Annotated in this window: 20 protein-coding genes and 1 pseudogene; 13 read left to right on the top strand and 8 right to left on the bottom strand. The window is 60.4% G+C overall.

Features of this window, described 5'->3' with window-relative positions; translation table 11 throughout:
- Complete coding sequence (locus QFZ54_RS19390; protein ID WP_307090237.1) at positions 1-768, bottom strand: SDR family NAD(P)-dependent oxidoreductase; 768 nt, start codon at positions 766-768, stop codon at positions 1-3.
- A gap of 268 nt (positions 769-1,036) precedes the next feature.
- Here QFZ54_RS19390 and QFZ54_RS19385 point away from each other — a divergent pair, with 268 nt between their 5' ends.
- Positions 1,037-1,804 carry an SDR family NAD(P)-dependent oxidoreductase gene (locus tag QFZ54_RS19385; protein ID WP_307090236.1) on the top strand — a complete coding sequence of 256 codons (768 nt, stop codon included), beginning with the start codon at positions 1,037-1,039 and terminating at the stop codon, positions 1,802-1,804.
- A gap of 255 nt (positions 1,805-2,059) precedes the next feature.
- Positions 2,060-2,341 carry an excalibur calcium-binding domain-containing protein gene (locus QFZ54_RS19380; protein WP_307090234.1) on the top strand — a complete coding sequence of 94 codons (282 nt, stop codon included), beginning with the start codon at positions 2,060-2,062 and terminating at the stop codon, positions 2,339-2,341.
- A 49-nt stretch (positions 2,342-2,390) separates the two neighbouring features.
- Here the strand turns inward: QFZ54_RS19380 and QFZ54_RS19375 are convergent, their stop codons facing one another.
- Both QFZ54_RS19375 and QFZ54_RS19370 read right to left on the bottom strand, forming a co-directional pair.
- Positions 2,391-2,642, bottom strand: a complete 252-nt coding sequence (locus QFZ54_RS19375) for a hypothetical protein (RefSeq protein ID WP_307090232.1) — start codon at positions 2,640-2,642, stop codon at positions 2,391-2,393.
- A gap of 15 nt (positions 2,643-2,657) precedes the next feature.
- A complete protein-coding gene (locus QFZ54_RS19370) occupies positions 2,658-3,506 on the bottom strand; it encodes a DNA/RNA non-specific endonuclease (RefSeq protein ID WP_307090230.1) in 849 nt (282 codons plus the stop codon).
- Positions 3,507-3,700: 194 nt separating this feature from the next.
- Here QFZ54_RS19370 and QFZ54_RS19365 point away from each other — a divergent pair.
- Both QFZ54_RS19365 and QFZ54_RS19360 read left to right on the top strand, forming a co-directional pair.
- Positions 3,701-3,841: pseudogene (locus tag QFZ54_RS19365) on the top strand (IS1182 family transposase); the annotation flags it as partial.
- Positions 3,842-4,363: 522 nt separating this feature from the next.
- On the top strand, positions 4,364-4,627 hold the full coding sequence (locus QFZ54_RS19360; RefSeq protein WP_307090228.1) for a hypothetical protein: 264 nt from the start codon (positions 4,364-4,366) through the stop codon (positions 4,625-4,627).
- Positions 4,628-4,631: 4 nt separating this feature from the next.
- Here QFZ54_RS19360 and QFZ54_RS19355 read toward each other — a convergent pair whose 3' ends face one another.
- Positions 4,632-5,924: a hypothetical protein gene (locus tag QFZ54_RS19355; protein WP_307090226.1), complete on the bottom strand. Its 1,293-nt coding sequence runs from the start codon at positions 5,922-5,924 to the stop codon at positions 4,632-4,634.
- A 113-nt stretch (positions 5,925-6,037) separates the two neighbouring features.
- Here QFZ54_RS19355 and QFZ54_RS19350 point away from each other — a divergent pair, with 113 nt between their 5' ends.
- Positions 6,038-6,940, top strand: coding sequence for a lytic transglycosylase domain-containing protein (locus QFZ54_RS19350; protein ID WP_307090224.1), 903 nt, complete (start codon positions 6,038-6,040; stop codon positions 6,938-6,940).
- Here QFZ54_RS19350 and QFZ54_RS19345 read toward each other — a convergent pair.
- The 4 genes from QFZ54_RS19345 to QFZ54_RS19330 form a co-directional block, all read right to left on the bottom strand.
- Positions 6,937-7,812, bottom strand: coding sequence for a replication initiator protein A (locus QFZ54_RS19345; RefSeq protein WP_307090222.1), 876 nt, complete (start codon positions 7,810-7,812; stop codon positions 6,937-6,939). The genes QFZ54_RS19350 and QFZ54_RS19345 overlap by 4 nt on opposite strands.
- 183 nt (positions 7,813-7,995) lie before the next feature.
- Entirely contained in the window at positions 7,996-9,345 is a 1,350-nt protein-coding gene (repC, locus tag QFZ54_RS19340; protein WP_307090220.1) for a plasmid replication protein RepC, read from the bottom strand.
- A gap of 526 nt (positions 9,346-9,871) precedes the next feature.
- Positions 9,872-10,390, bottom strand: a complete 519-nt coding sequence (locus QFZ54_RS19335; protein ID WP_307090219.1) for a hypothetical protein — start codon at positions 10,388-10,390, stop codon at positions 9,872-9,874.
- 80 nt (positions 10,391-10,470) lie between these two features.
- Positions 10,471-10,950, bottom strand: coding sequence for a hypothetical protein (locus tag QFZ54_RS19330; RefSeq protein WP_307090218.1), 480 nt, complete (start codon positions 10,948-10,950; stop codon positions 10,471-10,473).
- A gap of 355 nt (positions 10,951-11,305) precedes the next feature.
- On the opposite strand from QFZ54_RS19330, the gene QFZ54_RS19325 reads away from it, so the two are divergent.
- Genes QFZ54_RS19325 through traC form a run of 8 tightly spaced genes read left to right on the top strand, consistent with a single transcriptional unit; the run spans position 11,306 to position 19,097 of the window.
- Positions 11,306-11,626 (top strand): TrbC/VirB2 family protein, encoded by a 321-nt coding sequence (locus tag QFZ54_RS19325; protein ID WP_307090215.1) that lies wholly within the window; start codon positions 11,306-11,308, stop codon positions 11,624-11,626.
- A 59-nt stretch (positions 11,627-11,685) separates the two neighbouring features.
- Positions 11,686-11,976 carry a type IV conjugative transfer system protein TraL gene (gene traL / locus QFZ54_RS19320; protein ID WP_031439148.1) on the top strand — a complete coding sequence of 97 codons (291 nt, stop codon included), beginning with the start codon at positions 11,686-11,688 and terminating at the stop codon, positions 11,974-11,976.
- Between the two features lies 1 nt (position 11,977).
- Positions 11,978-12,550 (top strand): type IV conjugative transfer system protein TraE, encoded by a 573-nt coding sequence (locus tag QFZ54_RS19315; protein WP_307090210.1) that lies wholly within the window; start codon positions 11,978-11,980, stop codon positions 12,548-12,550.
- A complete protein-coding gene (locus QFZ54_RS19310) occupies positions 12,547-13,365 on the top strand; it encodes a type-F conjugative transfer system secretin TraK (RefSeq protein WP_307090208.1) in 819 nt (272 codons plus the stop codon). Before QFZ54_RS19315 ends, QFZ54_RS19310 begins: the two co-directional genes overlap by 4 nt.
- A gap of 3 nt (positions 13,366-13,368) precedes the next feature.
- Positions 13,369-14,703 (top strand): TraB/VirB10 family protein, encoded by a 1,335-nt coding sequence (locus QFZ54_RS19305; RefSeq protein ID WP_307090205.1) that lies wholly within the window; start codon positions 13,369-13,371, stop codon positions 14,701-14,703.
- Positions 14,690-15,568, top strand: coding sequence for a DsbC family protein (locus tag QFZ54_RS19300; RefSeq protein ID WP_307090203.1), 879 nt, complete (start codon positions 14,690-14,692; stop codon positions 15,566-15,568). Before QFZ54_RS19305 ends, QFZ54_RS19300 begins: the two co-directional genes overlap by 14 nt.
- Entirely contained in the window at positions 15,565-16,518 is a 954-nt protein-coding gene (locus QFZ54_RS19295; protein WP_307090200.1) for a TraV family lipoprotein, read from the top strand. The genes QFZ54_RS19300 and QFZ54_RS19295 overlap by 4 nt, the downstream gene beginning before the upstream one ends.
- The gene (gene traC, locus QFZ54_RS19290; protein WP_307090199.1) at positions 16,515-19,097 is read left to right on the top strand and encodes a type IV secretion system protein TraC; all 2,583 of its coding nucleotides are present in this window, start codon (positions 16,515-16,517) and stop codon (positions 19,095-19,097) included. The genes QFZ54_RS19295 and traC overlap by 4 nt, the downstream gene beginning before the upstream one ends.
- Positions 19,098-19,102: the final 5 nt, after the last annotated feature.

The raw sequence follows: 19,102 nt of genomic DNA, 5'->3' as shown, positions 1-19,102 counted from the left end.
CTACATCCACGCGCCGTTGTCGACGGTCAGCACTCGCCCAGTGACGGCGCGGCCCATATCGCTGGCGAGATATAGAATGGCGTTGGCCTGATCGATCGGCTGCGTCGCGTTCGGTTCAGGGTTGGTGTAAAGTTCCAGCAGACGCTGCATGGTCCCGCCGCCCGGTAGGCCACCTGTTTTGCGCGCGGCGTTCATCGGCGTGTCCGTCTCACCTGGCGCGACCGCGTTGCAGCGGATGCCGGTGCCCGCAAAGCGAATGGCGATGTTCTTGGTCAGCGTGTTCACCGCGCCCTTGGTCGACGTGTAGGCGACGCCGCATAGAGGCAGGTCGCCGTTCACCGACGACACGTTGACGATGACACCTTCGTTTCGCGTCATAAAATGACGGGCGGCCTCACGGCAGTAGCGGAATACGCCTAGATAATTGATCTGGACGATCTTCTCCATGTGCTCGTCGGTCGTGTCTTCAATCGCGGTCATGTCGCCAATACCGGCGTTGTTGATCATGATATTAACCTGCCCAAACCGCGCGATCGCTTTAGCGAAGACAATCCCAGGCGAGGCGGGGTCGGCGGAATCGGCAACCATCCCAATCGCAGAGCCGCCAGCTGCCGTGATCGCCTGCACCGCTTCGTCAATTCCGTCCTGATGCGTAGCGGTCAGGACGACATTGGCACCTTCCGCCGCAAACAAGTCAGCGGTGGCGCGGCCGATCCCTTGGCTTGCGCCAGTGATGATTGCGGTCTTGCCAGTGAGGAGTTGCTTCATGATTGCCCTTCTTTGGTAAGTGCATGGCCTCGCTGCCACTGGCAGACAGGGGCGCACGCACCCACCGTAGCGGCGCCTGCCCCAAGATGGTGGGGCGGCTTGGGATCATTACCGGCGTGCGTGTGATAAGACCTATAGAAGCGGCGTATGAGTAGCGCGGAACTTTGGACTCGTTGGGCAGGTTAGCGGCAGACGCGCTTGTACCTCGTTTGAACGTACGATGGGGAGGGGCCATGTCGTTTACGTTCGTTCCCAGGGGAAGCCGCTCATGAGCCGAATTTTCATAACTGGCTCAACCGACGGTCTGGGGCTTGCTGCGGCACGCACTCTGATGGCCGAGGGTCATGAGGTAGTGCTACATGCGCGATCCCCGGAGCGCACAGCGGCTCTCGGGTCCCTTGCACCATCAAGTCTTGGCGTCGTTACGGGTGATTTGAACAGCGCGGATGAAACGCGCTCGGTCGCCGACCAGGTGAACGAGATCGGACGTATGGATGCTGTAATCCACAATGCCGGCGTCTACCTTGAGCGTGGTCGCGGAGCGACGCCCGAGGGACACGCGAGAACGATCGCCGTCAACACTTTGGCTCCCTATATGCTTACCGTACTGGTTCAGCGGCCGGATCGCCTAGTTTATCTAAGCAGCGGTCTTCACAGGAGCGCAGACACTTCGCTCCATGACATCGACTGGGTCAATCGGCGTTGGGATGCTGGCCAAGCCTACGCCGAGAGCAAGCTACATGTCGCCACGCTTGCCGCAGCAGTCGCTCGCCTGTGGCCAGAAGTCGTGAGCAGTGCCGTCGATCCAGGCTGGGTGCCGACCAGAATGGGCGGTAGCAACGCAACCGACGACCTTGAGATGGGGCATCTGACCCAGACGTGGCTTGCCGTCAGTTCGGAGCACGCTGCCAGGACGAGCGGAAAATACTGGTACCACCGGCAGCAGACTATGCCGCTCGGAGAGGTCAAGCAGGCAGACTTTCAGGACGTAATGCTGAGGAAATTAGCTGATCTGACAGGGGTCGAGTTCCCGTAGGTGCATACGCTTGCGGTAGGCTGCGTGCCGCAATCGATCTTTTGAGAAAAGGCTGGTGTCAAAACCGGAGGGGGTTTGACGCGGGGGGTCATCCCCATCGCGCTCACCGTGTTGCTCATGCCGCTGACGCTATTCTTCCTGATGATACTGCAAGATCGCTGGCTGGGGTCCTGCGCCGACTCCGCTGATGCGACGGGGGCTGGACGGTTGCAGTCAGGCAGGTCAGATTGAACCGAACATGACGGGGGATTTGTGATGCTGTTTTTGTCGATGCTGATGCTTGCCGCACCGGTGCTAGCGCCGACTATTCAGGTCAGCGACAACCCCTTCACACAGACCGCTAAGCCCACGCGCACGACGCGTCGCTCGACAGCTGCGAAGCGCACCACTGGTGGCTCTGCGCCGCGGGCTGGCGGCAGCACCTATTATGCCAATTGCACTGCCGCTCGGGCTGCGGGAGCAGCACCGGTGATGCGCGGCCAGCCGGGCTATAGTCGCAAACTCGACCGCGATAATGACGGTGTCGGTTGCGAGTAATTCCCGGCTGCCGGCGTCGACCAACTGGCTTAGGTCGGGTTGCTATCGGTCAGGCGAATGGGTTGGCGACCTGATCGACTGCGGCCGTCTGCGTACCCGTCAGCGACTGTGGTGCGCTACCGTTTTCCAGTTCCGTGATGAGGTCATCGGCCAGTTGCTTGAGCGCCCGCGCTCGCTCGAGCCCTGTCTGGTCTCGGGTGAACTCGACCGAGCCTGAAACGGTGACCCTGGCCGTGCCGTTCTCGATCGTGAGATCCCCAATCGAGGCAGCGGCGTCATCATCGGCGAACGGCTTGATCATTGGTCGGCTCCTTGGTCAGTCGAAGGTGGGAAACGCAGGGACCTTGGCTTTGGCTGCTCGATCCAGGCTCGGGAACGGATCGATGCCGGTGCGGGCGGCAAGCGTCGCGATCGAGACCACCTCCCACTGCTGCTGGCGGTCGTTGCTCACGATCCAGGCACCGGCACCCTGCCCGGGTACGTAGATCGCTTTCCAGACATGGCTGGGTACCAGTACCCGCCCATTCAGTCGCTTGAGGTTACCGCTAGCAAAGGCGGGACCGGTTACGACATACGTCTCACCAAGCTTGCCGGTAAGGTCGCGCACATAGCCCTCCAGGTCGGCCCACCCATTGCGATTGAGGGGGCCGTCCTGCGGCACAATGTTGGCAAGGCTGAAGCTCTCATAGTCGTCGGCCGTGTTCCCCATGTCCCCTGACGGCGCCATGTGGCCGCGATCGAAGCCGGAGCCACGATAGTCGGCGAGCTCACCACGCTCGGCCGGAATCAGCTGAGGTTCGGCATGGAAGCGGTTGTCACGGGTGTTGAGCGCCCGCGCCGCCTCGACCGATGCGCGGGTCAGGTGCTCGGCAACGTAGAGCGGGGTTCGGGTCACGCTGGAGTGCAGGATGGCAAAAGCGTGGAAGCAGAAAGGCCGGGTGCTGGTGGCAAGCTTCGGGTTGAGCAGTGCTGGCGTAGTGCGGGCCGGGTGGATGCTTGCACAGGTCGGGGACGCTGGTGCAGCCGTTTCCACCGAGCATGCCGAGGTTGTCGCCAGCAGGGCGGTGAGTATGCCGAACACGGCGCGGATAGCTGATGCTTTGATTTTCGTAGAATGGACGCGATACATCCTGCGCTGGTCGAGGCAAATGCCGGCCTGTGTCAAGGCGCGCACGGTACGTGTTGACCCGTTACAAGCCGTGGCAGTTGGTGTCTCACCCGCTCGAGACTGTTGAAACGCGCGCCTGCGATAGCGATAGGGGCGTGATTCACTGTGGGAGAGCGGCCGGGGGCATGAGTATCATGGGTCGGCAGGTAGCGTAGGGAGCGCGGTTCTACGGGCTCCGGCTCGACGATCATGTGCCAGCCGACCATCTCCTACGTAGCGTTGAAGGCCTGCTCGACTTCAGCTTCGTCCGCGAGGCGCTGGCGGCGAGCTATAGCGCGAGCGGGCGACCCTTGATCGACCTGGAGCTGATGCTGCGGATGCTGCTGGTCGGCTAGAGCATTTCGAGCACGGCTTGCGCCTACGTCGCTGATCCGCACCACTCTTGGCTTTCGCTTCGTTTGCAAAGATTGTTGAAACGGGCGGGCGTCCCTCATCCCGGCCGCCTGCAATTCCCGTCACGATCCCTTGCGAGACAGCGCTGTGATCATCCGATCGCCCTGTCACGGGGGCAGAGGAGTGCAAGCATCGCGGCCGCGGCAAGAACAGCAGCACAGGTTAGGAACTCGGCTGCGGGGCCAAACGCGTCGTAGATCAAACCTCCTCCTGCGCCGCCTGCCAGGATAGCGAACTGCACGATAGCCACGATATGTGGAAAACCCGGTCGTAATCACGATTGTACGACAAACAGGTGTTTTGCGACACCCTAACCGGGCTGACAGCGCTTAGCGTATATCTGGGTCCATTCTATGTATCGCCCCCTACCAGCTGCTAAAATTGCGCTGCTAAGCTGCTCTTGGAACTAGAATCATTCTGCGCAGGTTTGTCGACCGCGCCCTTTTTCATTCGAGGTGTCGATGAACCAGTTTTCGCAAGTCGAGATTGCCAACTGGATCGCCATTTATCTGGCAGCAGCTATGTGCTGCGCAATGGCCATGTCGGTGTCCGTGACGGTCCACGGTTTTTATCGGGACAAGGCCTGGGAAGATGTTCGAAGTGTTCGTGGCGCCGTGCTTTTCCTGCCAAAAGCATGGTGGCGCTGGCAAAAGCTGTATCTATTGTCGACCCCGGTAACGCTGGGAATGGTAAGTTATTTCGCTGCGACGATGACTTGGAGCTGATCTCTCAAATATCAAGAATCCGAAGCAGTTTGGTCGACGCGAAATCCTGATCGATTTCGAATCTATCGAGCGTCACGAGATCACCCAGGACCGCCATGCGAGGGTGCGTCACTGCCTTGGCAGCTTCGTACTCTTCGCTGTCAAATCCCATCGCCTCCACTACCACCGTCCGCAATTCCCCCGTCATGCGCGACCTCGCCTCCAGGATGAAGTCGGGCCGGCAGGGACCGTTTGGGGTCATTGAATCAAAGAGCGGCTTGCTGATTGCCATATCGACACCCTGGGCATGCAAGACGCGCTGGGTATCTAGGATCGCGCGTAGCGCCTTGCGCTCGAAGTCAGATTCCACGGGCACGAACATACGTCCGTTAAAGATCGGCTGTGCGTAGGCGCGCAGTGGCGCATAGCCGCGCGCCTCGGGATATTCGCCTGCGACGACAAGGACGATGTACGGTCCACTGATGTGGTTACCCCGGATCGAAGGCGACTGGACGCGCGTCGCGATGGTGACGGGTTCGCCGTCAGGTACATGGATCTCGTTGCCTTTGATCGCCTTGGCATAAAGCGCCACGAAGCCTTGAGGTGCGTGCGTCTTTGGCCATTTCGGCGCCATTGCGCGTAGCGTGCCATAGACTGTCTTCGTCTCGAGTGGACGCGCGTGCGTCCAAAAGGCCCGCGCCAGCTCGACACCCGGCGCGATCTCGATCTTGCCGGCCGCGCGGCCGAGCGCTGCGAACTCCTCCCTGATCGACCATTCGTAGCCCATACCCAACGGCGCGATCAAATTGCAGCCGGCGCTGTCGAGCAGGCGCCATAGGAGGCGAGCGAGCCGCGGGGTCGAGGCGTTGCGGGTCCGGTCGTCGAGGCTGCCGTCTTCGGGACGCTGTGCGAGCTTCTCCGGCGCCGGTCGCAAGACCTCGAAAAAGCCTGACGGAGGATCGGTTGGCGTGTTGTGCGACCTGACTTCCGTGATGCGATTGGTGGCCTGGTCGCGAAAGAACGGGCAATCGGCGCGATGTTCCGGACGCTTAGTGCTTGTCAGCCGGCGTAAATAGTAGGTTTCGGCCTCGGAGAGATAAGCCGGCGTGAGGATCGGCGGAGCCTTGCCTGGCCCCAGACATCCGCAGGCGATCCAGCGATGACCTATCCGGGCATTCTGGACGAGCGTAACGCCAGCCTGTTCGTCGTGGAACGAGCCTTCGCCGACATACCAGCGCACCAGCGCTTCGTGCAGGGGTGCCGGCAGCGGGATCCGATCCCGGCTGTTTCCGTCGGTATCGCGGTGGATCAACCACATGTTCGAGTGACCTTCAGGCGCTGATTTGGACCAGTTTCGGCAGGTCTGGCGGTCTTGACAAGCCCAAACCGCTTGATCTCAACTCTTGAATATCAAGGCCATTGGGGGTTTCCGTGCGTTATCCACTCGTTGCTGCTGGCCTTTGCGCCGCTCTTATCGTCGGTTCGCAAGCCGGTGCCGCGCCAAAGGGGTCAGCATTCCGGAAGGTTCAGCTGATCTCGATGACGGGGAGCCTGCCAATCGAGGCCACGACGTCTTTGCCCGAGATTCCGACATCAGCGCCAATGGTCGAGCCGTCGCCGCTTCCTGACGCCTTTCAGGTCCATGATCTTAGTCGCCGTTACGTCCAGTTCCGCATGCAGCAGGAGATTGCTGCAGCGGCTGTTGCCACGGTGGGTGCTCCTATTATGGGCGGCGAACCCGCTGGTGTCGCCGCACTTTCCTCGATCCAGGTTCCGGGCTGGCTACGCGGTGGGATCTCCGTTCAGCCCGTGTCTTTCAAACCCGGTTGCGTGCCGCTGTCCTATCGTCCGTCAGGGTTCCTCGCCCGGACTGCGGAGATGCGTCGTGCCGCCTACTATGGGATGATGAGCGCGGTTGCCTGCGAGCAGGGTATCCCGACTGGTTTGTTCGATGCGATGATTATCCGCGAGAGCAATTACAACCCGATCGCGACGTCGACGGCGAACGCCTACGGCCTCGCGCAGCTAATGCCGGGGACGGCGGTTGGCCTCGGCGTCGATCGATATGATCCGCTGCAAAACATGCGTGGTGGTGCCCGTTATCTCCGCCAGCAGCTTGATCGTTTTGGGCGAGTTCACTTGGCGCTGGCCGCCTATAACGCAGGTCCAGGTAGCGTGCGCGGCGGCATGGTTCCGCGCATCACCGAAACACAGGCTTACGTCTCAAACATCATCGCGAACTGGTCGCGGTTGACGTCGCCAGCAGGCTTGCCTTTATCGATCTATAATCGGCCAGCGGGCTATACCAGGGTGGCCACGATGCAGCGCTTCTAAGCAGAAATTGACCTCTGCCTAGGCTTCATGCGAACCGATGTGGTGACAGATTTTCGGCGACGACCGATCGAGTCTGTTCGTTCGCCGGATACAACCTCGACTAAACTGACGTCATACTCTGGCAGCCGGTTTTCTGCTTCGATGCTCTTGAGAAGCTGCTTTAGCCGTTTCATTGGACCCATAGACCCAATCTTATGATGCAGTTCCTCGAGATTAATGTCGATTGGACCGGCTTCGCAGTAACAATGCGCGATTTCGTAAAGGCGACGTTCGATTGCACCCAAACGAAAATAGTCATGGTGATAATGGTAGATCCGCTGATCACGTTTGATCGCGCGGTATAGCCAATTGCATGGGCGGACGCGCACGTAGCGAAGAACTTCGTCTCCGTTCGCCATTTTCTCGTACTCGACCTGCGCTTCGGACAGCCACGAGAACCAGCCACGGTCAATTTTCGATCCGGTCTCGATATTAGTCTTTATCTGAGTGCCCTGAAGGCGTTCCAGCGCTTCGCCAAAGCGCCGGTAATCGCGTACCGATGGTCGCTCGACTCCGGTGATGCGGAAAAAGTCATGAGCTGAAAAGGTCACGTCTTCGTCTGAGATCTGACCATCAGCTATCGCCTGCGCAACGAGGGAGGCGACATACAGAAGGATTTCCTTGTCCCACATCGTCGCAACACCGGTCGCACTTGGCCGGATCTGAATGGTCACCTGGTCATGCTTGTACTCGATAGGCTCAAGGTGCGCATTCTTTGAAAGCACGAAGAACGGGTAGTCCATGATGCTCCGCTCGCCGCGGACTTTTCCGTGAAGCGGGCTGTCCATGTCGAACAGTGAAATCTGCCGCGCTATCGCTGGTGATTTCGCCATCGTCGATCCCCTTTGCAATACACCCCCTTCTTACCATTCTATCCTCTCGAATCACCCCCAGTCGAACATAGGGTAACTGAAAGCACGAGCTTTTGCGGTTCAATCGGTCGCGAGCGCCGGATCTCGTCAGGGTACGACGAAAGGCGGCGCTCGACCTCGTGCTTTCGGTTACCCTATCCTCTCTCACAGCAATGCCGGCTCGACCCGACCAGCGGACCTCAGTGCCGTCGCCAAAAGCTGGCCGACGGATCGAAGGTCTGAGCTGCACGATAGCGATCGGACTGGTTGCCTTTTGGCGTGGTCCTTCAGGCCATGAAAAGTCCGCCCCAAGTTCAGTTTTCCCGAGGCGGCGTTCTTGTTCATGCCGCGAAGATACGCTCCGGGACGATCGACATCGCCTCGAACGTGTTTATGAGCCGTCGCGATAACCGACGCCGCCGCGCCTTTCTGACCCATTAGTCGACAAGCCTCACGCCAAACATTGGCTGGGATTGCAGCCTGGACGATGAGCCTCTCGGCGTCACCGATGACAATACCCCATGTCATTTGCTCGGGAGGACACGAAATGAATTCAGGAGCCACAGCGGCAATAAAGCTCGGATCAACGCCATGATGGGCTAGGTCCGCCTCGACTTCACTCTGCGGCTCGTTGTTACGGACGTCGTAGCCTCGTCCGCTACTGCGTTCCGCCGAGCTCCTACAGTAATTTGCTTTAGCAATGGATGGTTGTTTTGTAGTTGTATAGTGGGTGTCGTTAAAGACGCCCGAGGGTGAATCATTTACCTGTTCGAGTTCCTCGTTGTCCCTCGCGGAAACCGTCCTAATGCACTCGTCTAGCGCTGCTGCATGGCCTTCCAGCTCTGAAGCGCAAGCCTGGAGCAAACGTTCATCCCGAACCTTCCGCATCTGGTGAGTAGCCAACTGAGTGGTTTCGATGATGCCGGTTGCATCGACGCCTCCGATCTCCTCGTCGATGATAAGCTGCACCAGGCTGCTGATGCGGCGACGGGCTGCGGTAACGCGCTTTCGAAGAACATTTATGCGTAAATCCGCCTCTGTCCCCTCGTCAGCTATGCGGACGAACTCATCGTAGCGCACGCCAAGCGGGCTGAGATCTATCCCGTAAGCATAGATCAGCCGGCCGTCTTTTCCCCTTGCTCCGATACGCTTGCCGTTGGCGCTGTCGCGGTGAGCAACCAGCCCCCACCGCGTTGCACTGTCCAGCAGCTTTTGAAGCTGCCGAACACCAATTCCAAGCTTTTGACTGAGCGTTTCGTTAGAGGGAAAGACAATCGGGCGCTGTCCCTCACTCCAGTCTACCTCCCGAGACCAACTCATCAGCGTGTCAACCGCATGCACAAGGCGAGGCGGTACGCCAATGTAGGGAGCGGCTCGTTTGAACGCTGTTAGAACATGCCGATGACTTACGCGTTCGGGAAGCCCGGAAAAGCTTTCAGCGATCCGTCCAATTGACACTGTGCGTTCGTCTACTCGCCGATGGCCCGCCCCTGGAGCGAAGGTAATAGAATTCATTCGGAGAACCCCCTTTGGATTTCCGTGCGGACGCAGAAGTCCGTGGCGCGCTAGGCACGCATTCCCGCTGCATCATCGTAATTTGGCTATGCCGCTGTAGTTACGCAGCACTTCCGAAATTTCGAAAGCTCCGACCTATTGCCGGGCTTTTCTTCTTTGCACGGCATTCCCTCAATTAGGTTTCGCGAGACCAAGCGACCTCGAGATCGCCTCCCGTGATTCTGGAACCGGCGATAGCCACAGCCTAAACGGCAGTGGCGTGGGAAGTCGCTCCCGTTGGCTCGTGCTTTCGGTTTCTTTAACGAGGAAATTCTCGTGCTTTCAGTTTCCGTATGTCGGACGCACCAAAAAACGGCTTCATTAGATAGAGTAACTGAAAGCACGAGAGGCACGTCGAAACGCGACACGCCCGTCGCTCGCTGAGGGTATCAGCTTAGAGTATCGCTCGTGCTTTCAGTTACCCTATCTCACTGAGCCCGCGATGGGGTGAAAACGGTGTCATCGCGGCGTCGCCAAGCGGCGACCGTTATTCTTCCCCAAACTCGTCAAGTCGTTGGGACCGGCGCTTACCGATCTTTTGGTATTCTACCTGAATGGCCCGCACTATCAGCTCTTGGGCAGCTTCGCCGTGCTCAGGTCGAACATCGTCAAAACCGAGACCGTCGACATGCCTTACAACGGTAATAATTTGCTCAGGGAGCCCAGTCACGACGCCCAACACCATCGATATGACCTTCAGGAGGTCCTTTAGGTCGACTCCCGCCGCGTTCTTTTGAAGCATCTCCTGAGCATACATGGCTTCGATTTTGCTAATGCCCAACGCCTCAAGGATAGCTGCAATCTCTGGCATCTTGAGGGCGATACGCTTGTCGACCTTACGGTGAAGCCCGTCATGGAGACGGCTTCGACCAATTTTTGTTAGAGTCGCCAGTTCCCTGACGCTCACCCGTGCGAGATCCATCCTGGCTAAAATGTAATCTTCTAACTCGAAACTTGGAATTGCCCCCGGTGGGTTTTCCGCCCAACTTCGCGTCGCTTCGCCCATCGCCATTCTCCCGGCTGATTGCTCATGGGTAAACTCACCGAATTGTAAAAAGCAACCCTAAGCCGGTTCGAAACAAACGGTTATGACCGTTTAGGCCGCAACGGGATGACGTTCGCGTCTTTCTTCTTCAAGGAAACGCGATAACTTTCGGCCTCAGAGGCGGAAAGCCCAAGCTTCGTAAGAACCTCCGTAGCATTACGCTCGACAATGAGGTCAAAAAGTATCAGCGACACAGCATCAGGTAAGAGAACCTCCTGCCCGAGTGCCTCACCAAACGAGAGAGCAGCTGCCTCGATCGTGCTGGAGCTGGTCTCTAGAATAGTGAAGTCGATCTCGACCTCGCCCTCGCTGGAGATTATGCGAAGATGGTTTCGCATATCGTCAGCGTCGTAACTATCTACCAGGTAGGAAGCCCGTTCCGCGCGCTCGTTTATGACCATAGATAAAGAATAGTACGAATGATGCTTGTTCGACAGAAGTCGGATACCTTCGCTGGTTAGGCGGAAATAGTGATCCGAAACGGAAATATGATACGCCTTTTCAGCCGTCACTTTGGTCAACCTTCAATCTCGAGTCCACTTCCGACCTCAGCTTCCCCCGGCATACTCGTGAAAAGGATAGGCCGCATCCTGCGGCGTAACGGCTAAACCAGTTACGATCTGGATGCCAAACTGGATGACCGGATATCCCAAAACAGTCTGCCCGCGCTTTCCGGGCAGGTGCCCTGGATTTCCGGGCAGGCGCCCGGCTCAGACGGGCGCTGTGATTCGCAAACGGCAAAATCACGCTGAATTAAGAAGAAAAGCATAAGCTTTCGCATCGTTCCGACGGTTTCCGTTTGCGGCTAAAGATTCGTGCCGGCCAGTCTCCTCTTGGGCGCTCTGAAATGCGCTCGATCGAAGGAGAATCCCTACCATGAAGACCATGCTCAAGATCGGCCGTCGCGCCGAGACGACCGCCCTGGCGGTCATCGGTGCGGCAGCCGCATCTGCTGTTCTGGCATCCCCGGCATTCGCCGGTGCAGACGCCACGTTCAACACGGCGCTCGAAGCGTTCACCGGCTTCCTTGAAGGTTCGGGCGGCAAGATCATCACCGTCCTGTCGCTTGCTGGCGGCGTCGTCGGCCTGGCCTCGGGCCGCTTCTCGCTCGGCCAGGTCGCGATCCCGGTCGGTGTGGGCGTCGGTGCCGGTACCGGCATCCCAATCGTCACCTCGACGGTCACCGCCACCATCTGAACCGACTTCGTGCCGGCGTTGATAGCAGCTTCGCCGGCATCGTCTTTGAAGGTGGCGTGATGTCAGCCGATAAGTACGTGATCCCATCGCACCTCGACGATCCTGAGCTGATCGGGTTCTGGACGCTCGACGAGTTCCTCGCGATGGTTATCCCCTTCACCTGGGGGATCCTGTCCCAACACATCGTCATCGGGATCGGCTTAGCCGTCCTAGGCTGGTGGGCTCTTAGGAGGGCCAAGGCGGGGCGGGCGACTTCGTGGCTGATTCATTTGGCGTATTGGCATCTGCCAGGCGGCTTCCCGTCGCTCCGCGCCACGCCACCTTCCTACCTCCGACTGATGGTGGGCTAACATGGATTTTAGCTATCAGCACGCGCAGTCGCAGCGCGTCCTCCGCCAGCGCAATGTCCTCGGCATCGCCGCGCTGGTTCTCGCAGGAATTGTCGCGCTTCTGCTTTTGATGTCGGCAACGCGCAGTCGGGAAATAGTGCTGCAGCCTGTTCTTGGCTCGTCGGTCACGCTGTCCACGTCTGGCGTCTCGCGCGAGTATCTGGAGCTTGTGACCCGTGACACGGCCGTGCTGACGCTCAACCGCACCCCAAGCAGTCTCGATTACTGGATGAAGTCGGTCCTCGCGATCGTCTCGCCTAAATCGCAGGGCAAGATCAAAGCCGACCTGCTCAAGATCGTTGATGAGCAGCGCGGCTCGAGCATGTCGCAGTATTTCACGCTCGACGGTATGGAGATCGACCCCAAGGCGCTCCAGTCGACGGTCACTGGAAAGCTCAACACAGTCATCGGTCAAAAGGTCGTTTCCTCCGAGCAGCGTACCTTTGTCTACGACTGGGAATATGCCGGCATGACCCTGAAGCTTGTGGGCTTCAGCATGGTCCAGCCCAAGACCCGCCCGGGAGCCATGATGTGACCCCAATCTATGCCATCGGTAGCGCCGCACTCGGCACTGCCCTCTCCACCCGCACCTTCTGCTGGCTGAGCCGCATCGTTGGCGCGGCGTTGATTGCTGTTGCCCTCTTCGTCTTTGCGGCGCCCGCCTTCGCGGCCGCTGACCAGACGCTGATGGCCGACGACGGCGCGCAGGTCTCCTGCAATGCCTCCGCCAAGGATCTCACCCGGATCAGCCTTGTCGGCGACGAGTTCGCGGGTGTGTCCAAGATCAACACCGGCAACCCCTCCGACGACTTCTCTGTCGTCAACGAGCCGGTCCGTGGCGACATCTACCTGTCGGTGCCGGAAGGCTTCGGCCGCCAGCTTCTATCGTTCTTCGGCACCAGCAAGCGCGGCTACGTCTACAAGTTCCAGTGCCGGATAAGCGGCGACCAGGCTGTGCAGGTGTTCGTCTCGAACCCGGCGATCGCCAAGGCGGACGCCGCGGAAGCCGGCACGACCACCAAGGTAGCACAGACATCCTCGCCGGAGGAGGCTGCGGTGACGCTCGTGCAGGCGATGTACGCCAACAAGACGGTCGACGGCTTCGAGATGCGTCAGCGCTCGCTCAAGCCTGTCTATGTCGGCGACCTCAAGGTCCAGATGATCTCTGAATATCGCGGCGAAGCCCTCACCGGTCGCGTCCTGCGCATCGAAAACAAAGGCACCAAGGAAACCACGCTGACCGAGGCGAGCGTCGCTCCGCCTAGCGCGCTCGCGGTGTCGATCGCCGAACCCAAGCTCGCGCCCGGTCGGGTCACGACCGCTTACCTCGTCTCGCGGAACGGAAACTAAGTCATGGGCATCAAGAATATCTTCTCCCGCGAGCGCAAGCCGCTCGACGCACCGGAAGCTGGCGACGGTGACGGTGTATCCCCGATCGCCTCGGAACTGGATGGCAACATCGAGACCCGCAAAAAGCAGCAGATGAAGCTCGCCGCCGGGTGCGGCGTCGTCTTGGTGGCATCTTCGTTTTGGATCTTCGGTGGCGACGATGGTCCCAAGAAGATCGATCCCGATAGCGCGGACAAGAAGACGGTCTCGGTCAGCGACATGACCAATAAGACCAAGTCCGAGCAGGAGTGGATGGCGCAGTCCGAAAACCGTTTCCAGTCCAACGAGAACCAGCTGAAGGGTGTCGAAGGCACCAACGCCCGCGTCGCGCAGCTTGCCGAGCAACTCGATGCGATGCGCGCCCAGAACCAGTCGATGTCGGCCGATGGCCAGCGTGTCGTTTCCGCTTATCAGGCCGAGAACGATCAGCTGCGCCGTCAGGTCAATGAGCGCGCGGCCGTGCCCGTACCGACACCCGGCCCGCAGGCAATGTACGGCCCCGGCAGTGCCGCGCTGTACGGTAACCCTGGTGCTACCGGCCCTGGTCCAGCGCCTGCGACCGCCCGCCTCAGCGAAGTAAAAATGGTCTCGTTCGGCTCGGCCGAGACTGGCAATGCCTCCAAGGTGTCGAAGGGCAACACGGTCTATACCGACAGCCCAAACTACCTCCCTGCGAACAGCTTCGCATCAGCAAAGGTCGTCGTGGGCGTCGATGCGTCCGCTGGCGTCAACAGCCAGAGCGATCCATTGCCCGTGGTGTTACGCATCACCGGGCCAGCGCGTTCGGTGCTGCAGAACGGCAAGCTTCTCACCACTAAGATCCAGGGCTGCCTCATCAACGGTGCGGCGCGCGGCGATCTGTCGAGCGAGAAGGTTTACATCAAGCTTCAGAAGATGACCTGCCCGCAACCGGGCGGGCGGTACGCGGAGTCCGAGGTCAAAGGTTTCATCGCCTTTGGCGGCAAGACCGGCGTGCGTGGTCGCGTGGTTAGCCGCGAAGGCTCGCTGGCGATGCAGGCGTTCTTCGCGGGGCTCGTTGGCGGGGCGGGCAACGCGCTCAACACCGCTTTCAACGCGCCACTGGCGACGATTTCGACCAGCGGCAACGGTGGCATCAATCACACGCCGAACCTCGGGAACGTCGGCCTGCGGGCGCTCGGTGGCGGTGCGCAGGAGTCCGGCAAGGACCTCTCGAAATACCTGATCGAGCGCGCCGAGCAGTACCAGCCGGTCATCGAAATGCCGACCGGCGTCGACGTCGAGATCGTCTTTCTGGAGGGTGTTTATGTTCGGAACTGATAGCAGCGCCGACCAGCGCGTCACCGTGGGACGGGTATTCATCCTCCTCGCGATCGTTGCGGCATTCATTGCGGCCGCGATCGGCGCAAAAGCGGCCTATGCGGCGCTTCGCCCCGTCGACGCATCGGTGATCTCGCTTCTCAAGGCCCGCTTACCCAAGACGAAGGTCAGCAAGGTCGACTGCGCGGTTGTCGATGGCCTGTGCGAAGTGACGGCGGGCAACAACCTGTTCTACGTCGATCGCTCGGGACGCTACCTCGTCATCGGCCGGGTCTACGACATGGAGACGCGGCAGGATCTGACCGCGACCCGTCTGCTCGAGATCAATCCGGACACGCTGATCGGCGGGGCCGCCAAAGCCAACAACGCGGCTGACAGCGGCGAGCCCCCGATTGCCAAGGCGGTCGGTGCCGGTACGCAATCTACGGCGCCCGCGACACCATCGCGCATCTCGCTCGACGGCCTCCCCAAGGATGGCGCAATCGTCTGGGGCAACCAGTTGGGCAAGACGGTTACGGTCTTCAGCGACTTTCGCTGTGGCTACTGCCGCGCTCTGTCGAACACGTTGCGTTCGATGAACGTCCGGGTGGTCGAGCGTCCGATCTCGGTGCTTGGCAGCCGCGACCTCGCCAATCAGGTGTATTGCGCCAAGAACCGCGAGACCGCGCTTCATCAGGCCTATGCCGGCGAGCTACTGCGCAACGCCGCCACCTGCGACACCTCGGGCCTTGATGCCAATGAGCGCTTTGCCCGGTCGCATGGCCTGAACGGAACACCCGTCATCGTCCGCGCCGATGGCGCGATGATCGAGGGCTATCGTCCTAAGGAAGCACTCGCTTCCTTCATCGCTGGAGGCCGGTCGTGAACAAGGTCCACGTTTGTCTCGCTGTGACGCTTGCAGCCGGTACCATGATGACTGGCTGCACGACGCTCGGCGGAAATGTGAAAGGAAGCTTCAGCTGTGTCGCGCCGGATGGTATCTGCGCGCCCAGTTCGGTCATCGACGATCGCGCTCTGGCGTTGATTTCGGGCCAAGATGGCGACCGCATGATTACTCCCGCGGGGCCGTACACGGCACCGCGTACCGAGGGCCGTGGGTTCGATACCGCGGCTGCTGTGCCTGCACGCAGCCAGGAGCGCGTACTGCGCATCATTTTCCCGGCGCAGATCGATGCGGCGGGCCGACTGCATGAGCAGACAGCCGTACACGCGGTTGTTGAGCGCGGTGAATGGCAGCAGGCCCTTGCCAGCAATACGGTCGCCACAACGCCGGCCGAGGTCCGCGCGGCCACCGGTGGTGACAACCTGCTTGCTGCAATTGATCACGCCGATCAGCCTCTATTCGCAAGCGAGGACGCGGCCGTTGATCCGGACATGCCGAGCGCCGCTGCGGTCGCGGCTGCTCGTGGCCATGCCGATCCCGTCGGTGACATCAAGGACCAGGTCGCCCGTCGGCTCTCGAAGACGCCGCGCCGCCTTTCGGTGCCCCCTTCCGCTCTCCGCGCTCCTACCGCTTTGACCTATGGCTCGAAGCCAGCGGCCACCATGACAAACGTGCCGGTCGCGGTTGGCATGACCACCACCGCCAAGCCTCTCCCGTCACCCGCGCCTGTTCGTCCGGTCGTTACGTCCACCTCGGTTATTACGCCGAAATACGTGACCCCGGCCGGGCGCACCGCGATCGCCGCTGTCGGCACCAATCCGGCTGTTCGTGCCGGTCTTGCCCGTGCGGAGCCCGAAGCGCGGGAGGCGGCAAAGAGTGCGAACCCGCTGCCCGTGCTGCGCGAGTCCTCTTTCCCCGGAGTTGTCCAGTGAGCATCTTCAAAGGCCTGCTCTCCACGCTCCTCGGCGACTCCGCCAAGCCTGAGAACGGCCGTCCGGACTCGGTTGTCCCGCGGTTTGTCCACTGGCTGCCCTACCGCAGCTACGATCCGAAGACGCAGATCTACTACAACAGCGCTTCGCGCGGGTTCTTCCTCGAAGCCACCCCAATGATTGGCGCGAACGAGCAGAGCCACGAGATGCTGGCGCAGCTGCTGTCCGAAGGCATTCCTACGCCCGGCGCGCTACAGGTCCATGGCTGGATGAGCCCACGCATCAGCGAGAAGCTCTCGCAGTGGTACATGCCGCGTTATTCGGCGTCGGGCATCTACGAGCGGATGGCCCGTCATCGGACCGAGTATCTGATGGGTGGCGTGTGGAATTCGCTGTCGGCTTCCGCGCCATTCTGCCTGCGCAATCATCGGCTCGGTTTGTCCTATTCGACCCCGGAATCGAGCCGCGTATCGAACGAAGAGATTGTCTCGGTAATGGATGGCCTGATCTCGGCCCTGGAGTCGCTCGGCGTTCATGCCCGCGCGATCGACCCCAAGGGTCTCATCTCGTGGATCGATGACATCACCTCGCCGACGACGGCGCCAGGTGACGACACGATCACCTACAATCCGTTCGATCCGATCGCCGACCAGGCCGTGCGCCACGACCTCGAGATGAAGATCGAGCCGGACCGCATCCTGCTGCGCACCGAGCGCTTCCGTCCGACCGGAAAGACGGTCGAAAACGCGCCCGAGATTGGCGAAATCTACCCGGACACGTTCGACGTGCGCTCTTTCTCGGTGCGCAACCTGCCGCAGCGCTGGGCGCCCTGGGACATGGCCAAGCTGATCGGCGACATGTTCGCCGACAAGCTGCGCATGCCCTGCCCGGTGTCGACCAACCTCTGCCTCGACTTCCCTGACGCCGAGGCCTCCGGACAGCGCGCCGGTCGCAAGTTCATGCGCACCACCAGCCTCGCCGACAGCAAGTCCGCGCGCATGTTGCCACAGCTGAAGGATCAGTCCGAGGAGTGGAAGTTCGTCAAGGACGAGCTGCGCCAGGGCCGCAAGCTCGTACAGGCCTTCTACTCGGTCACCTCGTTCAGCCCAAAGGGCAAGGGCGACGCCAATGAGCGCATCCTCAAGTCAGTGTACCGTGCGGCAGGCTGGGACCTGCTCGACGATCGCTATCTACAGATCCAGGGCCTTCTTGCTGCGATGCCGATGACGATGGCCAATGGCCTGTCGTTCGACCTGAAGAACATGAAGCGGCTGCGCACCGTCCTGACTACGACGGCCGCCAGCCTGATGCCGCTGCAAGGGGAATATCTGGGCGGCAACAACCCGCATCTGATGCTGATCGGCAGGCGGGGTCAGCCCTTTTTCTGGTCGCCATTCGAGAACACCGCCGGCAACCACAATGTGGCGGTCTTCGGCAAGTCGGGCTCGGGCAAGTCGGTGGCGCTGCAGGAGCTTTGCTCCTCGATGGTCGGCGCCGGTGCCAAGGTCGTAGTGATCGACGACGGCCGCTCGTTCGAGCATTCCTGCAAGCTGCAGGGCGGCGCGTTCGTCGAGTTCACGATGTCGTCGGGCTTCTGCATCAACCCGTTCTCGATGATCGATCCGGTGCTGGCGGAGACCGATGAGGATTACCTCATGGACTGCTTCGCCATGCTCAAATCGATTGTGAACCAGATGGCGCGTCACATCGACAAGCTCGACGATACCGAGCGCGGCCTGATCGATGGCGCAATCAACAAAGTCTGGGCGGAGAAAGGCCGGCAGGGCTCCGTCAATGACGTCATCGCCGCGCTCGACGAAACCGAAAACCCGCTCGCCATCAATCTCGCGATCGCAATGCGCCCCTTCTCGACCGACGGCACCTATGGCCGTTTCTTCGAGGGCGAGGTGTCCTTCCAGCTCAAGAACAACCTGACGGTGTTCGAGCTGTCGGATCTGTCGTCGCGCGAGGAGCTTCGTAGCGTCGCCCTGACGGCGATCATGTTCATGGCGAGCCAGGCCATGCGTCGCGAGGACCGTTCGATCCCGAAAGCCCTGCTGCTCGATGAGGCATGGCAGATGCTGAAGGGTGGCTCGATGGCCGACTTCATCGAAGCCTATGCACGCACCTGCCGCAAATACGGCGCGTCGCTGGTGACCGCCACGCAGAGCCTCAACGATTATTACAAGTCGGACGGGTCCAAAGCCGCCCTCGAGAATAGCGACTGGTTCGTCATCCTGCAGCAGAAGGCGGAGACGATCGCCGACTTCAAGAAGCACGATCGCTTCGAGATGGACGATTACACCGACGCGCTGCTCCGCTCGTTGAAGCGTAACGGCTCCGAATATTCCGACGTGATGATCAAGGGTCCGGAAACGCTGGCGGTCGGCCGGCTTGTCCTCGATCCCTACTCGGCGACGGTCTACTCGTCGTCGCCACGCACGTTTGCAGCGATCCACGACCTGCTCGCGCAAGGCCTGACGATGGAAGAGGCGATCGAGCGGATCGCCTACCCCGACAACCCTGAAAAGTGGACCGATCCGAGCGCCGACGATGCGCTGGCGATCGCAGCGGAGTGACAGCA

Origin of the sequence: Sphingomonas faeni (assembly GCF_030817315.1) — a bacterium.
In the GTDB taxonomy this organism is placed as follows: domain Bacteria; phylum Pseudomonadota; class Alphaproteobacteria; order Sphingomonadales; family Sphingomonadaceae; genus Sphingomonas; species Sphingomonas faeni_C.
This window is presented reverse-complemented; position numbering and strand designations above follow the sequence as displayed.

Coding starts and splice junctions, on each gene's coding strand:
- QFZ54_RS19390 (WP_307090237.1), bottom strand. CDS start 768: ATGAAGCAACTCCTCACTGGCAAGACCGCAATCATCACTGGCGCAAGC.
- QFZ54_RS19385 (WP_307090236.1), top strand. CDS start 1,037: ATGAGCCGAATTTTCATAACTGGCTCAACCGACGGTCTGGGGCTTGCT.
- QFZ54_RS19380 (WP_307090234.1), top strand. CDS start 2,060: ATGCTGTTTTTGTCGATGCTGATGCTTGCCGCACCGGTGCTAGCGCCG.
- QFZ54_RS19375 (WP_307090232.1), bottom strand. CDS start 2,642: ATGATCAAGCCGTTCGCCGATGATGACGCCGCTGCCTCGATTGGGGAT.
- QFZ54_RS19360 (WP_307090228.1), top strand. CDS start 4,364: ATGAACCAGTTTTCGCAAGTCGAGATTGCCAACTGGATCGCCATTTAT.
- QFZ54_RS19355 (WP_307090226.1), bottom strand. CDS start 5,924: ATGTGGTTGATCCACCGCGATACCGACGGAAACAGCCGGGATCGGATC.
- QFZ54_RS19345 (WP_307090222.1), bottom strand. CDS start 7,812: ATGGCGAAATCACCAGCGATAGCGCGGCAGATTTCACTGTTCGACATG.
- repC (WP_307090220.1), bottom strand. CDS start 9,345: ATGAATTCTATTACCTTCGCTCCAGGGGCGGGCCATCGGCGAGTAGAC.
- QFZ54_RS19335 (WP_307090219.1), bottom strand. CDS start 10,390: ATGGGCGAAGCGACGCGAAGTTGGGCGGAAAACCCACCGGGGGCAATT.
- QFZ54_RS19325 (WP_307090215.1), top strand. CDS start 11,306: ATGAAGACCATGCTCAAGATCGGCCGTCGCGCCGAGACGACCGCCCTG.
- traL (WP_031439148.1), top strand. CDS start 11,686: ATGTCAGCCGATAAGTACGTGATCCCATCGCACCTCGACGATCCTGAG.
- QFZ54_RS19315 (WP_307090210.1), top strand. CDS start 11,978: ATGGATTTTAGCTATCAGCACGCGCAGTCGCAGCGCGTCCTCCGCCAG.
- QFZ54_RS19305 (WP_307090205.1), top strand. CDS start 13,369: ATGGGCATCAAGAATATCTTCTCCCGCGAGCGCAAGCCGCTCGACGCA.
- QFZ54_RS19300 (WP_307090203.1), top strand. CDS start 14,690: ATGTTCGGAACTGATAGCAGCGCCGACCAGCGCGTCACCGTGGGACGG.